General features: G+C 72.8%; 13 protein-coding genes and 1 pseudogene. 4 read left to right on the top strand and 10 right to left on the bottom strand.

From position 1 onward, the window contains the following. Positions 1 to 30: 30 nt before the first annotated feature. Positions 31 to 1,476, top strand: coding sequence for a glyceraldehyde-3-phosphate dehydrogenase (locus ACZ4Z2_RS16090; protein WP_468076352.1), 1,446 nt, complete (start codon positions 31 to 33; stop codon positions 1,474 to 1,476). Positions 1,477 to 1,565: 89 nt separating this feature from the next. Next, on the top strand, positions 1,566 to 2,723 hold the full coding sequence (locus ACZ4Z2_RS16085) for an FUSC family protein (RefSeq protein WP_468076350.1): 1,158 nt from the start codon (positions 1,566 to 1,568) through the stop codon (positions 2,721 to 2,723). A gap of 16 nt (positions 2,724 to 2,739) precedes the next feature. On the opposite strand, the gene ACZ4Z2_RS16080 is transcribed toward ACZ4Z2_RS16085, so the two are convergent. The 10 genes and pseudogenes from ACZ4Z2_RS16080 to ACZ4Z2_RS16035 all read right to left on the bottom strand — a co-directional run bounded on the left by ACZ4Z2_RS16080 (position 2,740) and on the right by ACZ4Z2_RS16035 (position 14,816). Next, positions 2,740 to 3,969: a PP2C family protein-serine/threonine phosphatase gene (locus ACZ4Z2_RS16080; protein ID WP_468076348.1), complete on the bottom strand. Its 1,230-nt coding sequence runs from the start codon at positions 3,967 to 3,969 to the stop codon at positions 2,740 to 2,742. Between the two features lie 157 nt (positions 3,970 to 4,126). Next, on the bottom strand, positions 4,127 to 4,954 hold the full coding sequence (locus tag ACZ4Z2_RS16075) for an endo alpha-1,4 polygalactosaminidase (protein ID WP_468076346.1): 828 nt from the start codon (positions 4,952 to 4,954) through the stop codon (positions 4,127 to 4,129). Continuing rightward, positions 4,951 to 5,616: a spherulation-specific family 4 protein gene (locus tag ACZ4Z2_RS16070; protein WP_468076344.1), complete on the bottom strand. Its 666-nt coding sequence runs from the start codon at positions 5,614 to 5,616 to the stop codon at positions 4,951 to 4,953. The genes ACZ4Z2_RS16075 and ACZ4Z2_RS16070 overlap by 4 nt, the downstream gene beginning before the upstream one ends. A 506-nt stretch (positions 5,617 to 6,122) precedes the next feature. Continuing rightward, positions 6,123 to 6,926, bottom strand: a pseudogene (locus ACZ4Z2_RS16065) (NAD-dependent epimerase/dehydratase family protein); the annotation flags it as partial. Positions 6,927 to 6,933: 7 nt separating this feature from the next. Further along, entirely contained in the window at positions 6,934 to 7,647 is a 714-nt protein-coding gene (locus ACZ4Z2_RS16060) for a nucleotidyltransferase family protein (RefSeq protein ID WP_468076342.1), read from the bottom strand. A 12-nt stretch (positions 7,648 to 7,659) separates the two neighbouring features. Beyond that, positions 7,660 to 8,661 carry a GDP-mannose 4,6-dehydratase gene (locus ACZ4Z2_RS16055; protein WP_468076340.1) on the bottom strand — a complete coding sequence of 334 codons (1,002 nt, stop codon included), beginning with the start codon at positions 8,659 to 8,661 and terminating at the stop codon, positions 7,660 to 7,662. 64 nt (positions 8,662 to 8,725) lie between these two features. Then, positions 8,726 to 10,144 carry a hypothetical protein gene (locus ACZ4Z2_RS16050; RefSeq protein WP_468076338.1) on the bottom strand — a complete coding sequence of 473 codons (1,419 nt, stop codon included), beginning with the start codon at positions 10,142 to 10,144 and terminating at the stop codon, positions 8,726 to 8,728. After that, positions 10,141 to 11,643, bottom strand: coding sequence for a GT4 family glycosyltransferase PelF (gene pelF / locus ACZ4Z2_RS16045; RefSeq protein WP_468076336.1), 1,503 nt, complete (start codon positions 11,641 to 11,643; stop codon positions 10,141 to 10,143). The genes ACZ4Z2_RS16050 and pelF overlap by 4 nt, the downstream gene beginning before the upstream one ends. Before the next feature lie 87 nt (positions 11,644 to 11,730). Next, entirely contained in the window at positions 11,731 to 13,875 is a 2,145-nt protein-coding gene (locus ACZ4Z2_RS16040) for a hypothetical protein (protein ID WP_468076334.1), read from the bottom strand. Positions 13,876 to 14,291: 416 nt separating this feature from the next. After that, on the bottom strand, positions 14,292 to 14,816 hold the full coding sequence (locus ACZ4Z2_RS16035; protein ID WP_468076332.1) for a hypothetical protein: 525 nt from the start codon (positions 14,814 to 14,816) through the stop codon (positions 14,292 to 14,294). A 446-nt stretch (positions 14,817 to 15,262) separates the two neighbouring features. Here ACZ4Z2_RS16035 and ACZ4Z2_RS16030 point away from each other — a divergent pair, with 446 nt between their 5' ends. Continuing rightward, a complete protein-coding gene (locus tag ACZ4Z2_RS16030; protein ID WP_468076331.1) occupies positions 15,263 to 18,091 on the top strand; it encodes a M4 family metallopeptidase in 2,829 nt (942 codons plus the stop codon). A 101-nt stretch (positions 18,092 to 18,192) separates the two neighbouring features. Then, entirely contained in the window at positions 18,193 to 19,077 is an 885-nt protein-coding gene (locus tag ACZ4Z2_RS16025; RefSeq protein WP_468076329.1) for an SDR family oxidoreductase, read from the top strand. The last annotated feature ends 327 nt before the right edge of the window (positions 19,078 to 19,404 follow it).

The following is a 19,404-nucleotide window of genomic DNA, read 5'->3' as shown; positions in this document are numbered from 1 at the left end:
TGAGCGCCGCCTAGCTCGAAAGATAAATCTGTGACTGTCAACGAGGACTCGTTCACTGTTTGGAAGCACCGCGAGGAGATCGCGGAGTCGATGATCCCGATCATCGGGAAGCTGCACCGCGAGCGGGACGTCACGGTCCTGCTGCACAGCCGCTCCTTGGTGAACAAGTCGGTGGTCAGCATCCTGAAGACCCACCGGTTCGCCCGCCAGATCGCCGGTGTGGAGCTCTCTGTCACCGACACCCTGCCGTTCCTGCAGGCGCTCACCACCCTCGACCTCGGTCCCTCCCAGATCGACATCGGCCTGCTCGCCGAGGCCCACCGGGCCGACGACCGGGGGCTGTCGATCGAGGAGTTCACCGCCGAGGCCGTCGCCGGTGCCACCGGTGCCAACAAGATCGAGGGCGCGGAGGGGCGCGACGTCGTCCTCTACGGCTTCGGCCGCATCGGCCGCCTCGTCGCCCGGCTGCTGATCGAGAAGGCCGGGTCCGGCAACGGTCTGCGGCTGCGCGCCATCGTGGTGCGCGGTGGTGGTGAGCAGGACATCGTGAAGCGGGCCTCGCTGCTGCGCCGGGACTCCATCCACGGCCAGTTCCAGGGCACGATCACCGTCGACGAGGCGAACAGCACGATCGTCGCCAACGGCAACACCATCAAGGTGATCTACGCGAACGACCCGTCCGAGGTGGACTACACCGAGTACGGCATCAAGAACGCCATCCTCATCGACAACACCGGCAAGTGGCGCGACCGCGAGGGTCTGTCGCAGCACCTGCGCCCCGGCATCGACAAGGTCGTGCTGACCGCGCCGGGCAAGGGCGACGTCCCGAACATCGTGCACGGCGTCAACCACGACACGATCAAGCCGGACGAGCAGATCCTGTCCTGCGCGTCGTGCACCACCAACGCGATTGTGCCGCCACTGAAGGCGATGGACGACGAGTTCGGTGTGCTGCGCGGTCACGTGGAGACCGTCCACTCGTTCACCAACGACCAGAACCTGCTGGACAACTACCACAAGGCCGACCGGCGGGGCCGCTCCGCGCCGCTGAACATGGTCATCACCGAGACGGGTGCCGCCTCCGCCGTCGCCAAGGCGCTGCCCGATCTGAAGGCTCCGATCACCGGCAGCTCGATCCGCGTCCCCGTGCCGGACGTCTCCATCGCGATCCTCAGCCTGCGCCTGGGCCGGGAGACCGACCGCGAGGAGGTCCTCGAATACCTGCGGGGCGTCTCGCTGACCTCGCCGCTGAAGCGCCAGATCGACTTCACCAGCGCGCCCGACTCGGTCTCCAGCGACTTCATCGGCTCCCGTCACGCCTCGATCGTCGACGCGGGCGCCACCAAGGTCGACGGCGACAACGCGATCCTCTACCTCTGGTACGACAACGAGTTCGGCTACTCCTGCCAGGTCATCCGGGTCGTCCAGCACGTCTCGGGCGTGGAGTACCCGACGTACCCGTCCCCGGCGGTCTGACCGTCCGGGCAGGACTTCCGCCGGCCGCGTCGGCCGATCGCAGGGGACGACCGTGCATCCGTCGTCCCCTGCGTGGCACTTGCACTGCCATGGAGTGGACGAGGCAAGGAACGGGAGCGGTGCGGCGGCACGGCGCGGCCGCCGTGCGGGCGGTACGGCGCGCATGGTCGGGTCCGGGCCGCGAGCGGGACCTGATGGCGCAGGCCGGGAAGGCGGCGCTGGCCGCGTGTGTGGCGTGGGCGGTGGCGGGCTGGTGGCTGCGGGCGCCGATGGCGTTCGTCGCGCCCTGGTTCGCGATCGTGCTGGTGGAGTCGACGGTGTACCGGTCGGTCGCCCACGGTCTGCAACAGCTGGCCGCCTTCGCGGTGGGCACGGTCACGGCGACGGCCGGTGCCCTGCTGCTGGACGGCACCATGGTGGCGATGGTCCTGGTCCTGCCGGCGGTGCTCCTGCTGGCGCAGTGGCAGCGCCTGGGCGCCCAGGGCATCTACGCCGCGACCGGCGCCCTGTTCGTCCTCACCGGTGGTGTGGTCACCCTCGTCTCCGCGGGCGCGCGGATCGCGGAGGCCGTGTTCGGCGCGCTGGTCGGCATCGCGGTCAACGCGCTGATCCGTCCCCCGGTGTATCTGCGGGACACCCGCGCCGCCCTCTCCGAGGCCGCCCGGGAGGCGCAGGCCATCCTGGAGGCGGTGGCCGACGGGCTGGCCGACGGCACCTGGGACCCGCACGCCGCCGGGAAGTGGCACGAGCGCGCCCTGCGCCTGTCCCGCCTCGTCGACCAGGCCAGGTCGGCGATCGGCTGGAGCCGGGAGAGCATGCGGGTCAACCCACGCGGCCGCCGCACCCGCGCCCTCGCGCCGCCCGGCCAGGTCTACGACGACGCCCTCACGGTGCTCGACCACGTCGCCGTGCACACCGCGGGCGTGACCCGGACCGTGCTGGAGACCGCCGGCCACGACACCCGGCCGGCCCGGCCCGGACCGTCGATCACCGGGCCGTACGCGGACTTCCTGCGGCAGACAGCCCGCGCCGTCGGTCTGTACAGCCGGGCCCGGTTCGCGGCGCCCGGCGCCGGCCGCGACACCGAGAAAGCGCTGCGGGAGGCCGTGGAGGAGCTGACCCGCACCCTCGACGACCTGCACCACCGGCTGCCCGACGCCGTACGCGACGACCCGGACGCCCTCAGTACCCACGGCACCCTGCTGGCGCAGGCCCGCCGACTGGCCGATCAGCTCGTCCAGGGGTGAACCGGGCGCCGACGGGTCACAGGCTGATGATCACGAGGGCGGTGTCGTCGGTGGCGCCGCTCAGGGGCAGCAGGTCGCGCAGGAGGGCGTCGGCGAGGTCCTCGGCACCGGCCCGGCGGTGGCGGGTGAGGGCGTCGGCGAGGCGGGCGAGACCGGCGTCGATGTCCTCGCCCCGGCGTTCGATCAGCCCGTCCGTGTAGAGGACGAGGGTGTCGCCCTCGGTGAAGCCGACGGTGGCCTGCGGGCGGGCGACATGGTCGGGGCGGGCGCCGAGCGGCGGGTCGGTGGCCCGGTCGAGGAAGGTGACCGTGCCGTCCGCGCACAGCAGAGCCGGCGGCAGATGGCCCGCGCTGCTGTACATGATGGTGTGGTCGCTCCAGTCGATGCAGGTCTGGACGACGGTGGTGTTCTCGGCGCCCTCGACGGAGTCGGCGTACAGGCCGAGGGCGTCCAGCGCCTCGGCGGGGCCGTCCGCGACGAGGGACGCGGCGCTCAGCGCGCTGCGCAGCTGGCCCATGGCGCCGGCCGCGGACAGTCCGTGCCCGACGACGTCGCCCACGGCGACACCGATGCGGTCCTCGCCGGGCATGTCGACGAGGTCGTACCAGTCGCCGCACACGTTCAGCGCCCCGGTGGCCGGCCGGTAGCGCACCGCGGCACGGTGGTGGCGGACCGGGCCGGGCGCGGGCAGCATCGCCCTCTGCAGGGCGAGGGCGACCTCGCGTTCCCGGGCGTGTGCCCGGCGGAGGCGTTCGTTGACCTCCTGCAGGTCACGGGCGCGGGTGTACAGCTCGGCCTCCAGGACCTGGTCCCGGTTGCCCAGCGGTCGGGAGCGGGCCCGGATCAGCTCGGTGACCTCCTCCACCTTGTGGATCAGCATCACGACGGTGCCGTCGGGGCCGAGCAGGGGCGCGTTCACCGGGCTCCAGTAGCGCTCCTCCCACTCCCCGGGATGCTCCGCCGACTCCACGTCGTAGCGTTGCAGCGCCATCGCGTCCCGTTCGCCGGTCTCCACCACGCGGGCCAGGGACGCGGCCAGATTGCGCATGCCGGTGGCGCTCGGGTCTGCCGGGTTCTCGGGGAACACGTCGAAGAGGTACCGGCCGACGACCTGCTCGCGGGTGCGGCCGGACTGCCGCAGGAACTCCTCGTTCGCGTCCGCGTAGACCAGGTCGGGTGTCAGCAGTGCCACCATGCCGGGCAGCGCCTGGAACACCGCCGCGTAGTCGGTATCCGTCTCCGCCATGGTGCGCCGCCTCAGCGTGGGTCACGGTCGTGCGATCTCCACCATAGGATCCCCCGGCCCGAACGGCGCGCCTCTTGTCACGACGAAAACGGCAGGTCACGCGCCGTGTCCGGAGGGGGGCGCGCAGCGACCGGGCGGCGCGCTCGGCCGCGGGCCCTCAGCACGGCCGCCGCCACTCGTCCAGCTCCGGTCGTTTCACCATCGAGGACAGCCGCAGCCGCCGGGACTCCGCGCAGAACTCGCTCCTCGGTTCGGTGTACTCGACGTGGAACACGGCCTTCCCGGCGGCGATGAACGGTGCGAGGTCGGCGCACTCGTCGTACTGGGCGCACTCCTCGTTGACCGCGAAGTCGAAGTGGGCGAGGAGCTGGGGGATCTGCGGGAGGTCGTTCTTCAGGCCCACGGACAGGCCGCGCTCGTGGGCGATGTCGGCGATCATGCGGTTGTAGGCGAGCTGGTGGCGGGCGGTGAGGGGGAAGCCGGTGTCGTTGCCGTAGCCCTCGACCAGGTCGGGTTCGACGGCGTCGAAGCCCTTGTCGCGGCACATGTCGAAGCGCCGTTCCATGAGCGGCCTGAGGACGTCCAGCTGTCGGATGTCCAGCCAGCGTTCCCCGGCCCAGCCGTTCCGCTTGCCGAGCAGCGAACGCGGGAAGTCGTCCTTGTCGGGGCGGAAGTCCTCCCAGGCGCCGACATTGACGTAGCAGATGACCCTGCGGCCGTCGCGGTGCAGCCGGGCCACGTCGGCCGCGGAGTTCTCGAAGCCGTCGATGTCGTAGACCGGTACGTCCGCCGAGGGGTCGACCTTCCCGTCGAGCTGCCACTGCCAGGCCAACCCCGGCCGGGGCCGCCACCGTTCCCCGGCCGGTCCGGCGGTCTCCGTGCCACGCCCGTCGGCCGGACGGTCCGGGGTGCCGGTGCAGCCGGCGAGCGCCGACGCCAGCAGGGTGGCCAGGAGGGTCGCCCACACCGGAGCCGCCCGCCTCATCGCTCGGTGCTCCCGGTCAGCGCGGGCGTCAACCCCGCCCACGGGTTGGGGGGTTCGCCGGTGACGGGGCCGCAGACGCCCGCGCCCCGCTCGTGCGCGGTGCGTACGGCGAGCGGCACGAGTGCCTCGGGCACGCCGTAGACGAGGTGGCACAGGCGTTCGGGTGGTTGGCGGGCGGTCCACGCCGGGCGGCTGAACGACGACACGTACGTCGACCAGTGGCCCTCGAAGGTGACGGTCAGGTCGGCGAGGCGGGCGTAGCCCGGCGCCGGGTGGACGCCGGGGTTGAGGACGACGGTCTCCGTGCCGAGCCGGCGCAGGGCGCGGACCAGCCGGCGGCAGGCGGGCAGGCCGTCCGGGGTGGCCGTCACCTGGTCGAGGAAGCAGCCGTCGGCCGCGTACCACTCCCGGTGACGGCGTACGTCGTCGGCGATCTCGGCGCGGTCGCGGACGCCGTAGTCGGTGTCGACGTAGCCGAGGAGCCGGGCCCCGGCCCCGCGCAGCGCGGCGGCGGCCGCGCCGAAGGCGGGGTCGGGCCGGTCGCCCGGTCCGTTCGCCGGGTTGAGGACGACCGCGTAGGTACGGGCCGCGGCCGTGATCAGCCGGTGCCAGGCCCCCGGGTCCTCGGCGGGGTGGACGTAGAGGGGCACGAGCAGGCTCACCGGTGGCCTTCCCAGAGCGCGGTCAGGGCGTCGTCGAGGGAGTACTCCGGCCGCCAGCCGAGCGCCTCCCCGGCGGCCCCGATGTCGGAACACTGCCACGAGACGTCCGCCGACCGAACAGACCCGACCCCGGGCTCCGCCCCGACGCCGCCGCCCGCTCCCGCCGATCCACCCCGACCGCCCCGACCGACCCGACCGGCGTGACCGGCGTGACCGGCGTGACCGGCGTGACCAGCGTGACCAGCGTGACCAGCGTGACCAGCGTGACCAGCGTGACCAGCATGGCCGGCGTCACCAGCACGGCCGCGTGCGTACGCCGGACCGGCGAGGTCGGCCGAGTGGCCCGAGTCCCGGGCGCCCGCGGAACCGGCCGAACCGGACGCTGCCGCCGGACGCGCCTGGTCCGCCGAGCCCGCCGGGCCGAGGTGACCCGCCCGGCCGCCCGCCCCTGCCCCCGGTGCCGCATCCCCCGGGCGAGGAGCCCCGTCCGTGCCCCGTGGATCGGGTGCGCCGACGGGTTCGGACACCCACGTCGTGACCGCCGGGCGCCACGGGCCGGTCGCGTTCTCCTCGATGCGGCCGCGGAATCCCGCCTTGTCGGCCAGGAGGCTCACCAGGTCGCGGACGAGGACGGCCCGGCCGCCGCCGATGTTGAGGACGGGCGGCAGGGGGCCTGGGGCCGTGGCCGCGAGGGCCGCGGCCCGGGCGACGTCGCGGACGTCGACGAAGTCGCGGTACGCGGAGAGGTCGCCCAGGCGGAGCACCCCGTCCGGGTCGGTCGTGCGCAGCAGGCGGGCGATACGGCCGGGCAGGCCGCTCTCCGGTGCCCCCGGCCCCACCGGGTTGCCGACGCGCAGGACCACGGCGTCCAGGCCGGAGCCGGTGACCGCGACCGTGCCGGCCAGCTTGGTCGCGCCGTAGGGGGCGGCCGGGCAGGTGGGCGCCGACTCGGTCGCCCGGGTGCCGGGCACGCCGGGCCCGTACTCGGCGGCCGAGCCCAGGTGCACGAGGCGGGCGCCGGGCGCCGCCTCGCGCAGGGCGGCGCACAGCACCGCCGGGCCGCGGGCGTTGACCTCCGCGAGGGCCACGGCGTCGCCGCCGGTGGCGCCCGCGCAGTTGACCACGGTGTCCGGCGCGACGGACGCAAGGGCCTTCGCCAGCTGTTCGGGTCGGACGGTGGCGAGGTCCACGGGGAACTCGGCGGCCGGCGAGCGCCCGCCACCGAGGACCCGCGCGCCGGGCAGGGTGCGCAGCCGTGCGACGACGTGGCCGCCCAGATAGCCGGTGGAACCGAGGACGAGAATGCGCATGCGGTGCTCAGGCTCCCTTGAGCAGAAGCGATTTGCGGGTGGTGAACTCGGCGTTGGCCCGGTCGTAGTCGTCGGGGCGGCCGATGTCCAGCCAGTAGCCGTCGAAGTCGTAGGCGTGCGGCTGGTTGCGGGCCCTGATCAGGTCGAGGACCAGTTCGTCGAAGCCGAGGGGCAGTCCGGGTGTGTAGCCCTCCAGGGTCGAGCGGGACACCCCGTAGACGCCCATGGAGACCCGGTAGTCCATGCTCGGCTTCTCGGTGAACGCCACGACCTTGCTGTCGTCGGTGGTGAGCACCCCGAAGTCGATGTGGACCTTGCGGGCGTACGTGGCGATGGTGAGCGGCGCGCCGGACGCGCGGTGCCGGCGCAGGACGTCGGCGTAGTCGAGGTCCGTGAGGACGTCGCCGTTCATGACCAGGAACTTTTCGGGGAGCCGGTCGCGCAGGTTGAGCAGCGGGCCCATGGTGCCCAGGGGGCTCTCCTCGGTGGCGTAGTCGACGGTCAGGTCCCACTGGGAGCCGTCACCGACGTAGGCGCGGATGATCTCGCCCAGGTGGCCGATGGCGATGGTGCAGTGGGTGAATCCGGCGGTGGAGAGCTGGCGCAGCACTATCTCCAGGATCGCGTGCTGGTCGCCGATGGGGACCAGCGGCTTCGGCAGCGCGGTCGTGTAGGGCCGCAGCCGTACGCCCTTGCCTCCCGCCAGGATCACTGCGTGCATGGTGCTCCTCCTTCAGATGTTGTAGATGCCGGTCTTGTAGCGGGCGAGGTTGGCCGGGTCGCGGAAGAACTCCACGGTCCGGGCGAGTCCTTCCTCCAGGGAGTGGGCAGGCTGCCAGCCGGTGGCGGCGGTGAGCCTGCTCGCGTCGGCGACGAGCCGCATGACCTCGGAGTTGGCGGGCCGGATCCGGGCCTCGTCCGCGCGGACGTCGAGGTCGGTGTCCATCACCTTGCCGATGAGGGCGACGAGGTCGCCGACGGATATCTCCCCGCCGGTGCCGGCGTTGAAGGTGCGGCCCACGACCTGGTCGGCGGGCGCGGTGCCGACGGCGAGGAAAGCCCGGGCGGTGTCCTTGACGAAGGTGAAGTCGCGGGTGGGGCGCAGATCGCCGAGGGTGATGGTGCGCTCCCCCGCCGCGACCTGGCCGATGACGGTGGGGATCACGGCGCGCATCGACTGGCGGGGGCCGAACGTGTTGAACGGCCGCAGGGTCACCACGGGGGTGTCGAAGCTCGCGTGGTAGCTGTCGGCCAGCCGGTCGCCGCCGGCCTTGGAGGCGGCGTACGGGGACTGGGTGTGGATGGGGTGGTCCTCGGTGATCGGCACGGTCCGCGCGGTGCCGTACGTCTCGCTGGTGGAGGTGTGCACCAGGCGGGGCGTGCCGAGGGCGCGGACGGCCTCCAGGACGTTGAGGGTGCCGGTGACGTTGGTGTCCACGTAGCTGTGCGGGGCCTGGTACGAGTACGGGATCGCGATGAGCGCGGCCAGGTGGTAGGCGGTGTCGGCGCCGTCGAGGAGGCCGCGCACGGAGCCGGGGTCGCGGACGTCGCCGAGGACGATCTCCACGTGGTCGAGGACGTCGGGGTGGAGGGTCTCCAACCAGCCGTAGGAGGAGAACGAGTTGTACTGGGCCATGGCGCGCACGCGGTGTCCGGAGGCGACGAGCGCCTCGGTGAGGTGGGAGCCGATGAAGCCCTCGGCCCCGGTGACGGCGGCGAGCGGTGCGGAGGTCAACGGTGGTGTCCTTCCGGTAGGTCGGATGTGGGGGCTGTGGCGGGGTCATGGGTGAGCGCGGGGCTCAGGCGTGCGGCGCGGGCCGGCCGAGCACGCGCAGCGCGCACGCCGACAGACACAGCGCGGCGGCGGCGCAGCTCAGCGGCAGCGCCGGGTCACCGGGGGGCAGGCGCAGCAGAGTGATCGTTCCTGCGGTGCCGGCCGCGGCGAGGCAGATCAGGGCCGGGGGCCAGGCCGCGCCGAACGCCTGGAGCAGCAGCGCGGTCCACAGCACGGCGGCGAGGAGCAGCAGCGGCGCCGGATCGGCGCCGGTGAGCAGGGCCGCGGGCAGCAGCGGCAGCAGGTAGGCGAGCAGGCAGAGGGCGAGGACGCCGGCCGAGCGGAGCAGGAAACCGGCGGGGGTCGCGACGGCCCTCAGGGCGGCGACGGACAGGCCCCGGTAGCGGTACAGCAGCCATTCCGCCGGTCCCATGCTGACGGTGAGGACGATCATCGCGTACGGCTCCTCGCGTCCCTCCAGCAGGACGAGGACACCGGCGGCCAGTCCGAACAGGCCGTAGGGCAGGGACGCCAGGAGGCGCGGCCGGGTGGCGCCGGGGACGGCGTCGACGGCGAGCGCGGTCCACAGCACCCGGCCGGTGACGGCGAGGGTGGCGGTCAGGGCGAGCGCGGGCAGCCCGGCCCGGAGCAGGGGGCCGGGCTCCCACCAGGGCAGGACGGCGGCGCCGGCGATCAGCGGGCTGAGCGCGGCGAGCAGCAGCCGTTCGCGGGCCAGCACGAGCAGGACGCCGGCCGCCGCGAGGTACGCGGACTGCGCGGCGGCCACCAGGGTCACCGGCCCGCCCCCGGCGGGCAGCGCGGCGGCGGCCGTGGCGACGACCGCTCCGAGGGGCGCGCCGGTCAGGAGGGTACGGCCCGCTTCGTGCCGTCCGGTCGCCATCCGCAGATGGGCGCGGTGACCGAGGGCCTGGCCCCAGGCCCAGGAGACGAGTCCGGCGACGATCAGGGCGGGGGCGTGTCCGCCGGCTTTCCACAGGGGCGCGGTGAGCAGGTAGGCGAGCCCGGGCAGGGCGAAGAGCACGCCGCGCAGCAGGCAGCGCAGGGTGTCGGGGCGCCACACGTCGGGCTGCGCCGGGGGTTCGGGGAACGTCCGCGGCACCCGTTCGTAGAGCGCTGCGGCCAGTGAGAAGAGGTTGGGGTGGCCGTAGCGCTCTTTGATCACGGTGGCGGACAGTCCCTCGGCCTCCAGGAACGCGGCCACTTCGTACGGGTGGACGGCGGGGCCTATGCGGTCGGCGAGTGCGGCGGCGAGTTCGCTGACCGCCGCCTCGTCGGGTCCCTGCCGGGGCAGCCGGATGGTGAGGGTGGTGTCGTCGCCGAGGGCCCAGCTGGGGCGGCGGCGCGGGCGGCGCCGGTCGGCGAGGCGGATGGTGAGCGTCTCGTGTTCGACGCCGCCGGGTTCGAGTGACATCGGGCCGCTCATCCGGCCACCGTGCTGATCGCGGTCAGCTCCTCCGGCGGGACCGGTGCCGTCGCCCGGCGCAGGGCGGGCAGTTCGAGGTAGATGGAGCGGAAGGTGTCGATGGTCTGGCGGAGGGTGAACTGTTCGATGACCCGCAGCCGTGCCGCCTCGCCCATGGCCGCGCGCCGTGCGGGGTCGCCGAGCAGTTCCAGCGCCGCTTCGGCCATCGCGGCCGGGTCGCGGGGCGGTACCACGAGCCCGGTGTCGCCGACGGCCTCGCGGACGCCGCCGACATCGGTGGAGACGGTGGCACGGCCGCACGACATGGCCTCGATCAGGGTGAAGGGGAAGCCCTCGCTGATGCTGGAGAGCATCACGACGTTGCCGGCCGCGTAGGCGTCCTTGATGTCGTCGACGCGGCCCTCGAAGGTGACGGCGTCGGCGTGTCCGAGTTCGGCGGCGAGGGCCTCGCAGCGTTCCCGGTACGCCTCCCCGCCCTTGGGGGTGCCGCCGAACAGCCGCAGTCGGGCCTCGGGGAGCCGGGCCCGGACGAGGGCGAAGGCCCGGATGAGGGTCTCCAGGTCCTTGATCGGGTCGACGCGGCCCGCCCAGCTGAGGGTGAGGGTCTCCGGCTCGGGTCCGGCGGGCGGGAACGCTGCGGGGTCGACGCCGTTGTAGACGGTGCGGATGGACTCGGGGTCGGCGCCGCCCTGTTCCTCCCAGAGCCGGTTGTAGCGGTTGCCGGGGGTGATCAGGGCGGCCCTGCGGTAGGTCTCCTCCGCGAGGAGCCGGAAGAAGCCGAGGACGACCGCCTTCACCGGCCAGCGGTAGGGGGCGGTGCGATAGCCGAGATAGCGTTCGCGCAGGTAGACGCCGTGCTCGGTGAGGAGCAGGGGGACGCCGTGCCGGTCCAGCGCGGCGAGGCCGGGCAGGACGGCGACGCCGCCGCTGACCGCGTGGGCGACCCCCGTCTCGGGCGGGGGCACGGCCAGCGGGCGCAGGGCGTGCTCCAGCAGGGAGGTCGCGGTGAGCGCGTCGTGCAGGGTGGGCCGGGACTCGTGCACGGCGAGGCCGGGGCGGTTCCACACCGAGGTCAGCAGGGTGATCGCCCGGTCCGAGCGCAGGAACGGGCTGAGCGCGCCGTCGGCGGCGGCCCTGGCCATCGCGTACAGGGCGGGGGCGAAGCCCGGCTCGGCGCGGGGGTCGAGCAGGGCGGTGAGGAACTGTTCGTAGGCGGTGGCGAGCCGGTTGCGGGCGCGGCCCCGGGGCGGGTCGCCCGCCGGCGGGGCGCCCCACATGGGGACGGACAGCACGCGGGAGACCTGCGCGGGGAGGTCCCAGACGAGTGGTTCGCGCCCGGTGCCGGTGACGGCGATGACGTCGAAGTCGAGATCGGGCATGCCCTGGACGAGCTGGTCGCACCAGACGCTGACGCCGCCGTGACTATGGGGATAGGTGCCTTCGGTGAGCAGGGTGACGCGCGTTGCGTCAGGGTTTCGCGTTCCGTACGGAACGGGCATCGTTGTGCTCCACGGCCGAGGTGTGGGGTGGTTCGTGCCGCTCCCGGCCGCCGGGCGGGCGGCCGGGACCGTCGGGCGGTGTGCGCCTCAGTCGTCCTCGGTGGACGTGTCCGCGCCGTACGGGACTCTCTCGCTGACACCCGCGGGGACCCGGGTGTCCGGTGCCGGCTTCGTGGCCTTGCCGGGTTCGGCCGGGGAGACGGTCGGCGCGTCGGCGGAGGACGGCAGGGTGAGGGTGAGGGGTGCGGCCGTGGCGGTGGTCCAGCCGGAGGCCGCGCCCGCGTACGCCGTGCCGAAGGCGGCGGTGCCATGGGTGGTTCCGGTGGGGAGGGTGGCGGTGACGGCCGTTCCGTCGGGCGCGTCGACGGTGACGGTGGCGCCGACGCGGTAGGCGGTGACGTCGCCGGCCTGGAGGGCGGCCTGCCAGGCGGCCCTGCGCTCGAGTTCGGCGCCGATGTCCTTCATCCGCAGGTTGACCACGGGGGTGTTGTCGGCGAAGAGGGCCGCGTAGCCGTCGAGGACGCCGTTGAGGACGGGGTAGGCGATGCGGTCCTCGGCGAGGTTCGACTGGTGGATGAAGTGGGGCCTCGGGTCGTTGGCGAGGACGTGGCCGAGGGCGATGCGCTTCTCCAGCGGCACGATGACCTGTGTGTAGCCGGTGGCCGTGTCCAGGGGTGCCGTGAGGCAGGTGGTGGTGGCCGGGTTGTCCTCGCAGATGCCGCTGCCGCCCTGGGCGCGGCTGGTGTAGATCCAGTTGTACTCGTCGACCTGTTCGACGGCGCGGCCCGCGTTGTAGAAGACGTTCATGGGGTGGCGGGGCACGGTGGTGGCGGGGCCGACCTGGCGCTGGGCGGGCTCACGGGAGTTGTCGGAGCCGAGCCAGGCGATGTCGTTGTCGTCGACGGCGAGCGCGAGGTTGGGGTTGTCCTGGGGCTGCTGCGGCAGGACCTTCATGCCGGAGTGCTCGCCGGTGACCAACTCGCCGTTCTCCAGGGGCAGTCCGTGGACCTGGCCCCAGACGCGGTTGGTGGCGATCTCGTCGGAGATCTCGTTGCGGCTGACCCAGCGGGTGGAGCCGTCGGCGTTGGTCGCGCATCTCCAGGGCACGACGGAGGTGTCCTGGACGCAACCGAGGAAGGGGTGCGAGTAGGTGTGGTTGATCCAGCGGAACTTGTTCCGCTGGGCGATCAGCCGGTCGGCGAGGGCGTCGGCGCCGTTGTGGTCCTCGCGGTGGTCGACGCTGCCGGCGCCGTTGTAGGCGAAGTCGAGGGTGAAGTTCTTCTGGTTCTGCCAGGTGACGGCGTGGTCGACATCGCCCGGGGTCATGCGGATGGGGTCGGGCTGGGCGTTGGGGTCGGTGCAGTCGACGTCGCCGGGGGTGCAGTTGAGCTGGGTGTTCCAGCGGTCGTCGGCGGCGAACACGTCGTCGATGTGCACGGCGAAGTAGTTGCGGGAGGCGCCGAGGTGCACGCCGCCGGTCATCCACTCCACGATGCCGCGGGCCAGCAGCCGGAACTGCTGCTGGTACTGGTTGTAGACGAATGTGACGACGAGTTCGCGGCGTCCGTCGTGCCGGTACTCGCCGACGAGGGTGCCCCGCGTGGACTGTCCGGGGATGGCGGCGTCCACGTACGGGGTGAAGTCGGCTCCCGCCACCGGTCTCGACAGGTAGGCGTAGCTCTCGCCGATCGCGGGGTCGTTGTCCTCGAACGGAACCGCCCCGTCGAGATAGCCGAACGGGCCCGCCTTGCCGGCGGCGGTGACCTGGGCCTCGGCGCCGTCGATGCTGCCGGAGTAGCCGCCGTACACCGGGTACTGGAGTCCGGCTTCGGGGCGGGCGTAGGTGTAGGCGTCGACCTGGGGTATCTCGTAGGTCTGCTCGTAGGCGGCGAGTGCGGTCATCTCGGCGGAACCGGCCGGGAACGGGTTGTCGTTGGGCAGGACGACGGCCTGGAATTTGGCGCGTGGGCGGCCGTCGACGCTGTCCGCGAGGAAGCCGGCGTCGATGACGGGCCGGTCCGACCGGGTCAGGTCGACCTCGGTGTACGGCGTTCCGGCGGCGGTCAGTTCGGCGGCGATGGCGTCGGTGGACGGGCCGCCGTCGCTCACCACCAGGACCCGCAGGTCGATACGGGGTGCGATGTCGTCGGCCTGGGCCGGACCGGCCGGCAGGCCGAGGGCGGCGATGAGCGCGCCCACCGTGAGCACGGCGGTGCGTAAGGTCCGCTTCATGCGGTGAAGTCCCCTCCCCGGGCAGGGGTGAGCACGCCTCTCCTGAGCGGACGCACCCCCTTGCGTGACGCCGGCGCCCCCTCAGAAGCCAGTCGTCGACACATCCGTCGCGTCACATAGTGGTGTCTGTGTGGAGCTTTCGTGGTCATGCGGAGAAACATGACGGAAAAGCGAAGGTGTCCAAACGGAATCACATGGAACCGATTGCGGTGTTTTCCCGTCGCCGCCGAGGGTGCGGGGGTCCGTGGCCGGATGACCATGAGGGCCCGGCGTGCTGGTCCGGGCCCTGTGCGGCGCACCGGCGGGCCATGGGGGCCCGCCGGTCGGACTGTCAGTGGTCCATACCGCGACATGTACGTGATCGCAGATCATTTCCGGTCACGCCCACCCCGGATGCCCACATCCTGGACGAACCGTCAGGCGCAGAGGACTCGCGTCTGCGGCGTGTAGACGGGGCCGCCGCTGGTGTTCGTCGAGTCGCTGAACTCGGCGTAGTAGTACGAGTAGAAGCCGATGTTGCCGTTGCAGCCGGAGTCGGCGGCGATCTGGAGCGTCAGCGTGACGGTGCGGCTCTGGCCGGGCGGGATGGTGGCGCCGTAGTTGGTGCCGAGGTTGGCGGGGCCGGTGCCCGAGCAGGGGGTGGCGCCGGAGGCCGTGGCCAGGCTGCATCCGGTGAAGGAGTACTTGAGGTCGGGGCGCTGGGTGGTGAGCCAGGTGGGTTCGATGGTCTGGTACACGAACCAGATGTCGTAGGTCTTGTTGTTCGTGATCGTCATCGACAGGTTCACCGTGCCGCCGGGCGTGGTGGCGGCGCTGTCGGTGGCGAAGGTCAGCTCGGCCGGCGCGGGGTCGGCGCTCGCGGTGGGCGCCATCCCGAAGACGGCGAGGGCGAGGGCGAGGACGGCGCCGAGGCCGAGACGTGTCATCAGTGGTGATCGCATGGGCCGGGAGGCTAGGCACACGACGAGCGGGCCGTCTGCCCCTGCGGGAGCGCCTTGGTGACCCGTCGGCCGAAAGTGTGTGCGGGGTGAAGGTGATGTGGGGAATGTGCGGGGCACCCCTCCGGACGCCATAGACGCTGGGTGATGGCCGGGTTACACAGGGCTCGGAAGCGGCCGCCGGGGCCTGGGCGGGCCGTGGGGGCTCTGTGGCGGCATTGGCGCGTTTCGAACCGTATGGCCGGCCACCGGCGCGCGGGCTGCCGTTACGTGCGCCGGTTTTCACCTCCCGCGAGCCCCCGCCCGCTGCGTGGGCCGGCCTGTTCGCGAAGGGCCGGAAGTCGTCTGTGGGCGCCCCCGCCCCATTGATGGGACGGCGCATCGCCTGTTCCATGACCCCTGGCCGGCGGTCGACCGCCGCCGGACATTCGACTCCTTGGGGGGAGACAGTGCGTCAGCACAGAGCACGTTCCGGGAGATCAGCAGCGTTATCCAGAGCACGGCGGGGCGGTGTGTCGGGTGCGGCGGCGCTGTTGGGCGTCGCCGCACTCGTCGTGTCGGCGGTCCCCGCGCACGCGGCGAGCGGGGACGGCACACCACCGCCGGCCCCCGGCGAGGTGGTGCCGGGGCAGCGGACGGCGACACCCGCGCTCGTCGACGGCATCCGGGAGCGGGCCCCGGCGGCCGGGAGCGCGGCGGACGCGGCGCGCGCCCATCTGGCGGCCCAGCGGGACCGCTACCGCATCGCGAACCCGGTACGGGACCTGGTACCGGCCGGAACCCTGAGGACGGCCGGCGGCGGGGAGACCGTACGGCTGCGGCAGGAGCACCGCGGGGTGCCGGTGTTCGGCGGCCAGTACGTCGTCCGCATGGAGAAGGGCGACGACGGCCGAAGGGTCGTCACCGGCACCTCGGGCAAGTACTTCACGGGGTTGCGGACGGACACCACGGCCGAGGTCGACGACCCGCTCGCCGTCGAACGGGCGGTCGACGCCGTACGGGCCGACCTGGACGCCGAGGACTTCACCGCGTTCGAGGAGGCCGACGCGGACGCCGCACCGCTGACCGGCACCTCCCACGGTCTGGTCGTGCTGCCCTCCGGCCCGGGTGTGCTCACCCGGCACATCACCGTGCGGGGCGCGAGCCCGGCGGGCGGCGAGCCGGTGCTGCGCGAGGTGTACATCGACGCGCACGCCGGGTACCCGGTGCTCCAGTACAGCGGTATCAGGACGTTCGGCGCCCCCCGCACGGCCGTGGCGGGGAAGGCGGCCGGCCGGGCCGCGCGGGCCGCCGATCCGGTGGGCTCCGGCGTGAAACTGGACGGGAAGTCCGTCGAGTTGCCGGTCAGGCAGGACGAGATCCAGGGCACGTACACCCTGCGCGACCACACCCGGATCCAGAACGACTACGGCGACTTCCTCGGCACCTGGGACGCCCGGGGCCTCGGGGTCACGGACGTGGCCGGTGTGTGGCCGCCGGAACTGCCGCTGTTCTCGTCGCCGACGCCGGCCTTCGGCGCCGAGGCCACCGAGGCGGGCGCGGTGGACGCGCACTGGGCCGCGGGCCGGGTGTACGACTACTTCAAGGACCGGCACGGCCGGGACAGCCTCGACGGGCGCGGCATGTCCGTGCACTCGCTGGTCGGGGTCACCGACGGCGGACAGCCGTATGTGAACGCCTTCTGGGACGGCCAGAAGATGGTGTACGGCAACGGCGACGCGGAGTACCTCCCGCTCTCCGCCGGACTGGACGTCGTCGGCCACGAGATGACCCACGGTGTCATCGACCACTCGGCCGACCTCGTCTACGCGGGCCAGTCCGGCGCCATGAACGAGGCGATCGCGGACTACTTCGGCAACGCCATCGAGACGGACGTGTACGGCGTCCCCATGGACGACCCCACCGCGAGTCTGCTCGGTGAGCGGCTGTGCCGCACCAGGCCGGCGGGCGAGTGCGCGTTCCGCGACCTGAACGACGGGCGGACCACCGCCAAGTCGTTCCTGGGCGTCGGCTTCGGCACCGACAACGGGGGCGTCCACCTCAACTCGACCATCTTCTCGGGTGCGTTGTGGGACGTCCGGGAGGATCTCGGCGCCCGGCTCGCCGACCGGATCGTGTACAAGGCGCTGACCCAGTACCTCACCCCGCTCGACGGGTTCACCCAGGGCCGCGACGCGGTGATCGCCGCGGCGAAGGACCTGGGCGTCGCCGGCCAGGACCTCACGGCCGTGCGGCGGGCCTTCAACGCCCATGGCATCGTGCCCGACTGGGAGCTGGCCCTCGGTGTCGACTCCGACACGCTGCTCGAACGGGTCAACACCAGCGACACCCGGCTGGGCGCCGGCGGCGACTGGTGGGCGGCCTCCTCCTCCAACGAGGACGGCACGGAGCCGTACTCGGTGTGGGCCGGGCGCACGGACGGCACCGGGCGGCTGAAGCTGATGAGCCCGAACGACGGCCGCTATCACGTCAATCCGGCCACCGACGGAAAGACGGTGGTGTGGCAGGCCCACGGATCGAACGGCATCGACATCCTCGCGCGGCCCCTCGCGGGCGGGCCGGTGAAGGTCCTCGCCCACCACCGGAGCGTCGGGCGCGCCCTGGACGTCGACGGCGACGTGGTCGCCTACGCGTACAACAACCACGGCGGGCGTGCCGCCGTCGCCTATCTCAGCCTGAAGGACCCGGCGAACAAGGTCTCGCGCGGCGGGGGCACCTACCGCCGGGCGACCTGGCCGTCGGTGGACGACGGCAAGCTGGTCTACCAGGACCGGCGGCGGGTGGCCCATGTGTACGAGTCCAGCACCCGGGTGATCGACCTCGCGACCGGTGAGGAGAGCGTCGTCCGGACCGCCGCGCCCGGCGCGAGTCTGGGCCCGACGGCCGTCGCGGGCGGACGGGTGTACTGGCTGCTCGACGAGATCGACGGGAACGGGACGACGGCGCTGCGCCGCGCCGGACTCGACGGCTCGGACGCCACCGACCTCAGCCCGGAGACCGGTCCGCAGGCGCTCAACGTCTCCCATGTGACGGCCTCCGACCAGGCGGTGACGACGGTCGCCAGGACGCCGGACACCGTGCTGCGCAACGAGTCGCTGTCGAAGCTCTGGCAGTACCCCTCCGACGGCGACGGGTCGCGCCGGGGCCGGGTGTCCTGCAACCGGGGCGAGCAGCTCTCGGCCGCGGCGGCACCCGGCACCCGCGTGGTGTGGCTGGACGCCACCACCGGGGCCGGCGAGGTGGTGACGCGGGCCAGGCCGAGCGGCAGGTGCGACTGATCGGAGGCCACGTATGGACTCCGCGCGTCAGGGCACTCGGGGCGCGCGGGGTCCGTGAGGACGCCGTTCATGAACGACGCGACGACGAAGGGCCTGTGCTCATGAGCGACGAGGAGCGGCGGAACCCGGTCGAACGGCATCCCCAGCCGGAGTTTCCGCAGCAGGACCAGGAGCATCCGGGACGGACCGGCGCCATGGACCCGCCCCCGGACCACGGTGAGGAGTCCTACCGGGGCAGCGGACTCCTCAAGGACCGCGCGGCGGTGCTGACCGGCGGCGACTCCGGGATCGGCAGGGCGGTCGCCCTGGCGTACGCCCGGGAGGGCGCGGACGTGCTGTTCACGCATCTGCCGGAGGAGGCGGACGACGCCCGGGAGACGGCCCGGCTCGTGGAGGACGCCGGGCGGAAGGCGGTCGCCGTGCCGTGCGACGTCCGTGACGAGGAGCAGTGCCGGCAACTGATCGAGCGGGCGGTCGCGGAGTTCGGCCGGATCGACGTGCTGGTGAACAACGCCGCCTACCAGATGGCGCAGTCCGAGGGCATCGAGGGCATCTCGACCGAGCAGTTCGACCGGGTCGTGCGCACCAACCTGTACGGCATGTTCTGGCTGTGCAAGCTGGCGTTGCCGCACATCCCGGCGGGCGGGTCGATCATCAACAGCACCTCGGTGCAGGCGTACAAGCCGAGTCCGCACCTCCTCGACTACGCGATGACCAAGGGCGCCATCGTCACGTTCACCCAGGGGCTGGCGCAGATGCTCGCCCCGCGCGGCGTCCGGGTGAACGCGGTGGCGCCGGGGCCGGTGTGGACGCCGCTGATCCCGGCGACGCTCCCCGACACCGAGGAGTTCGGCAAGCAGGCGCCGCTGGGCCGGCCGGCCCAGCCCGCCGAGATGGCACCGGCCTATGTGTTCCTCGCCTCCGACCGGGCGAGCTACATCACGGCGGAGATCCTCAACGCCACCGGCGGCACCCCCCTGCCGTGACGGACCTCCCCCGGGGTGGCGGGACGCAAGTGGCCGCCGCCCCGGGGTGGGCTTCCTCAACCTCTGGGCTTCCTCAAAGGGAGATTGAAGTCAACCGGGTGGCGGGCATCGTCCGGGCAGCCGGTGCGCAGGGCCCGGCGGAGGGGGGAAGCGATCGTGACTGATTTGATCGTGACGGCGGCCGTGGTGATAGCGGTGACCTCGTCGGTGATGTCGTGGCTCGTGCGCCGGGCCTGGCGGCGCGCATGGGACGACATGGCCGGACAGGCACCCGGGTACGGCCGTGGTGGTGGGCTGGGGAACGGGAGGCGGCGGACGGGCAACGGC

This window comes from Streptomyces sp. NPDC030183 (genome assembly GCF_055573455.1).
Note: the sequence above shows the minus strand (reverse complement) of the source record. Positions and strands in the feature narration are given on the sequence as shown.